Origin of the sequence: Bradyrhizobium sp. (genome assembly GCF_049691595.1) — a bacterium.
GTDB lineage: Bacteria > Pseudomonadota > Alphaproteobacteria > Rhizobiales > Xanthobacteraceae > Bradyrhizobium.
Window position 1 is genome coordinate 1 of the sequence record NZ_JBAVNZ010000262.1, and the last position, 3180, is coordinate 3180.

4 protein-coding genes are annotated in these 3180 nt (G+C 62.6%); 3 read left to right on the forward strand and 1 reads right to left on the reverse strand.

Features of this window, described 5'->3' with window-relative positions:
* Nucleotides 1–169 precede the first annotated feature (169 nt).
* A complete protein-coding gene (locus WCE35_RS11725) occupies nucleotides 170–415 on the reverse strand; it encodes a GlsB/YeaQ/YmgE family stress response membrane protein (protein ID WP_424593504.1) in 246 nt (81 codons plus the stop codon).
* Nucleotides 416–538: 123 nt separating this feature from the next.
* On the opposite strand from WCE35_RS11725, the gene WCE35_RS11730 reads away from it, so the two are divergent.
* The 3 genes from WCE35_RS11730 to sseA form a co-directional block, all read left to right on the forward strand.
* Nucleotides 539–1714: a vWA domain-containing protein gene (locus WCE35_RS11730; protein ID WP_424593505.1), complete on the forward strand. Its 1176-nt coding sequence runs from the start codon at nucleotides 539–541 to the stop codon at nucleotides 1712–1714.
* A gap of 126 nt (nucleotides 1715–1840) precedes the next feature.
* Nucleotides 1841–2254: a rhodanese-like domain-containing protein gene (locus WCE35_RS11735; protein ID WP_424593506.1), complete on the forward strand. Its 414-nt coding sequence runs from the start codon at nucleotides 1841–1843 to the stop codon at nucleotides 2252–2254.
* A 128-nt stretch (nucleotides 2255–2382) separates the two neighbouring features.
* Nucleotides 2383–3180 (forward strand): 3-mercaptopyruvate sulfurtransferase (gene sseA / locus WCE35_RS11740; protein ID WP_424593507.1); only part of this gene is annotated, 798 nt, incomplete at its 3' end.

The window sequence follows — 3180 nt, forward strand, 5'->3', positions numbered from 1 at the left end:
AGCACGATCGAGGCGTTGACCGCGACCTTGAGATCGTCGGTGGCGACATAGTCCTTGGTGCCGGTGAATTTCATTTATCCTGTTGCCTCGTTGTTCGTTGTCGGGCCGCTGTGGCCCGAACGGTAAACGACCGCCGGTCCGGCGGTCGTCGCGGGTTTGAAGATGCTGGTCAGGCGCGTTTGATCAGCGAGAGGACGACGAGGATGACCACCGCACCGATGGTGGCGTTGACGATATCGCGAAAGGCGCTGCCGCCGAGGCTGACGCCCAGTTGCGGCAACAGCCAGCTTGCGACCAGCGCGCCGATGATGCCGATCACGATATTGCCGATCAGCCCGAAACCGGCGCCGCGCACGATCAACCCGGCGAGCCAGCCGGCGATCGCGCCGATCACAAGTGCCGCTATGATACCCATGGGAAAAGCCCCTGCTGAAAAACCCTTGATAGCTCAATTCTAGTAGAAAAACCCCTCCGGTCTAGGCCCGTCAGCCATGCGCTGGCCCTTGACCTTCACCGCCCGGCGGGCAATCTGTATCCCATGTTTCTGCAATTCTTCACATCGCTGCGCGATGCCCAGGTCCCGGTGACGCTGCGCGAATACCTGACGCTGATGGAGGCGCTCGACGCCGACCTCGCCGAGCAGACCGTGGAGAATTTTTATTACCTTTCCCGCACCGCCCTGGTGAAGGACGAGCGCAACCTCGACAAGTTCGATCGGGTGTTCGGCACCGTGTTCAAGGGGCTGGAGAGCCTGCTCGACGCCATGGAGAAGGCGGAGATTCCCGCCGAATGGCTGAAGAAGCTCGCGGAAAAATACCTCACCGAGGAGGAGAAGAAGCAGATCGAGGCGATGGGCTGGGACAAGCTGATGGAGACGCTGCGCCAGCGCCTGAAGGAACAGCAGGGCCGTCATCAGGGCGGCAACAAATGGATCGGCACCGCCGGCACCTCGCCGTTCGGCGCCCACGGCTACAATCCCGAGGGGGTCCGGATCGGGCAGGAAAAGAACCGCAACTACCGCGCCGTCAAGGTGTGGGACAAGCGCGAGTTCAGGGATCTCGACGGCAATGTCGAGCTCGGCATCCGCAACATCAAGATCGCGCTGCGCCGCCTGCGCAAGTTCGCCCGCACCGGCGCGCCGGACGAACTCGATCTCGACACCACGATCAGGGAGACCGCCAATCACGGCTATCTCGACGTGCACATGCGCCCCGAACGCCGCAACGCGGTCAAGGTGCTGGTGTTCTTCGACATCGGCGGCTCGATGGATTCGCATATCGAGCAGGTCGAGGAATTGTTCTCGGCGGCCAAGACCGAATTCAAGCACATGGAATATTTCTACTTCCACAACTGCCTCTATGAAGGCGTGTGGAAGCAGAACAAGCGCCGCTTCACCGACCGCACGCCGACCTGGGACGTGCTGCACAAATACCCGCACGACTACAAGGTGGTGTTCGTTGGCGACGCCTCGATGTCGCCCTACGAGATCATGGTGCCGGGCGGCTCGGTCGAGCATGTCAACGAGGAGGCCGGCGCGGTCTGGCTCGAACGCATCACGCGCACCTATCCGCACGCAGTGTGGCTCAATCCGGTGGCGCAGAAGCACTGGGACTATTCGGAATCAACCACCCTCATCCGCCGGCTGTTCTCCGAGCGCATGTACCCGATCACCATCGAGGGACTCGAGGGCGCGATGAAGGAACTGGTGCGGTAATTGTCGTCATTCCGGGGCATGCGAAGCACGAACTACGATGTGCAATTGCACATCGGAGAATCTCGAGATTCCGGGCCTGGTCCTTCGGACCATCCCGGAAATGACGGGATCACGAGGTAAGTTCAGATGCCCCAGACCATTCACCGCGGGATCAAATCGCTGATCGACGAAGCCAATGCCGAGATCGAGACGGTCAGCGCGGCCGATGCGATCAAGGTTGCGCATAGCGCCGACGTCGTCATCGTCGACATCCGCGACCCCCGCGAGATCGAGCGTGACGGCCGGATTCCCGGCGCGTTCTCCTGCACCCGCGGCATGCTGGAGTTCTGGATCGATCCGGCGAGCCCCTATGCCAAACCGATTTTTCAGCAGGACAAGAAATTCATCTTCCACTGCGCCGGCGGCCTGCGCTCGGCCCTGGCAGCGAAGACCGCGCAGGACATGGGGCTGAAGCCGGTCGCGCATATGGGCGGCGGCTTTGCCGCCTGGCGCGACGCCGGCGGCCCGGTCGAGAAGTTCGAGCCGAAAAAGAAGGGTTGAGGCATGACTTGCTCCTTCGTCATTCCGGGGCGCGCGTAAGCGCGAACCCGGAATCTCCTGGACGACTTCCGGATTCCGGGTCTGCGCCTGCCGGCGCATCCCGGAATGACTACGAGGACTTTCTCACCATGAACGCCACCGCCGATCCGCTGGTCTCGACCGACTGGCTCGCCGCCCACCTCGACGATCCCAAAGTCAAGGTGATCGATGCATCGTTCAAGTTGCCGGGCGTGCTGCCGCTGCCTGTCGACGATTATCTGGGCGCACATATTCCGGGCGCGCCATTTTTCGATGTCGACGCGATCGCCGCTCAAGACGATCCGCGTCCGCACATGTATCCGGACGCCGAACGATTCGCGCGCGAAGTGGCGGCGCTCGGCATCTCCTGCGGCGATATGGTGGTTGCCTATGATGCCGGCGGCTGGGTGGCCGCGCCACGGGCGTGGTGGATGTTCCTGTCGTTCGGTCATTCCAATGTGAGGGTGCTGGACGGTGGTTTGAAGAAGTGGAGGGCCGAAGGCCGCCCTACGCAATCCGGCAAGGTCACGCCGGCGCCAGGAAAATTCCAGGCCAAACTCGATCCGAGCTACATCCGGAGCCAGCAGCAGGTGATCGCCAACCTCGAAACGCGCACGGAACAACTGGTCGATGCGCGTCCGGGTGGGCGTTTCGAAGGTACTGTTGCCGAGCCACGGCCGAACTCCCGTTCGGGTCATATCCCCGGCAGCCGCAGCGTGCCTTACGCTGGATTGTTCGACGCCGAAACCGGCACGATGAAGCCCCTGGATGAGTTGCGGCAGGCCTTCAGGAGCGCCGGCGTCGACCTTGCGAGGCCGATCGTGACCAGCTGCGGCTCCGGCGTCTCCGCGCTGGTGCTGACGTTGGCGCTGTATCGCCTCGGCGTGCGCGGCACCGCGCTCTATGAC

Bases quoted from the DNA above. Each gene is read 5' to 3' on its own strand.
- WCE35_RS11725 (WP_424593504.1), bottom strand. From the start codon at position 415: ATGGGTATCATAGCGGCACTTGTGATCGGCGCGATCGCCGGCTGGCTC.
- WCE35_RS11730 (WP_424593505.1), top strand. From the start codon at position 539: ATGTTTCTGCAATTCTTCACATCGCTGCGCGATGCCCAGGTCCCGGTG.
- WCE35_RS11735 (WP_424593506.1), top strand. From the start codon at position 1,841: ATGCCCCAGACCATTCACCGCGGGATCAAATCGCTGATCGACGAAGCC.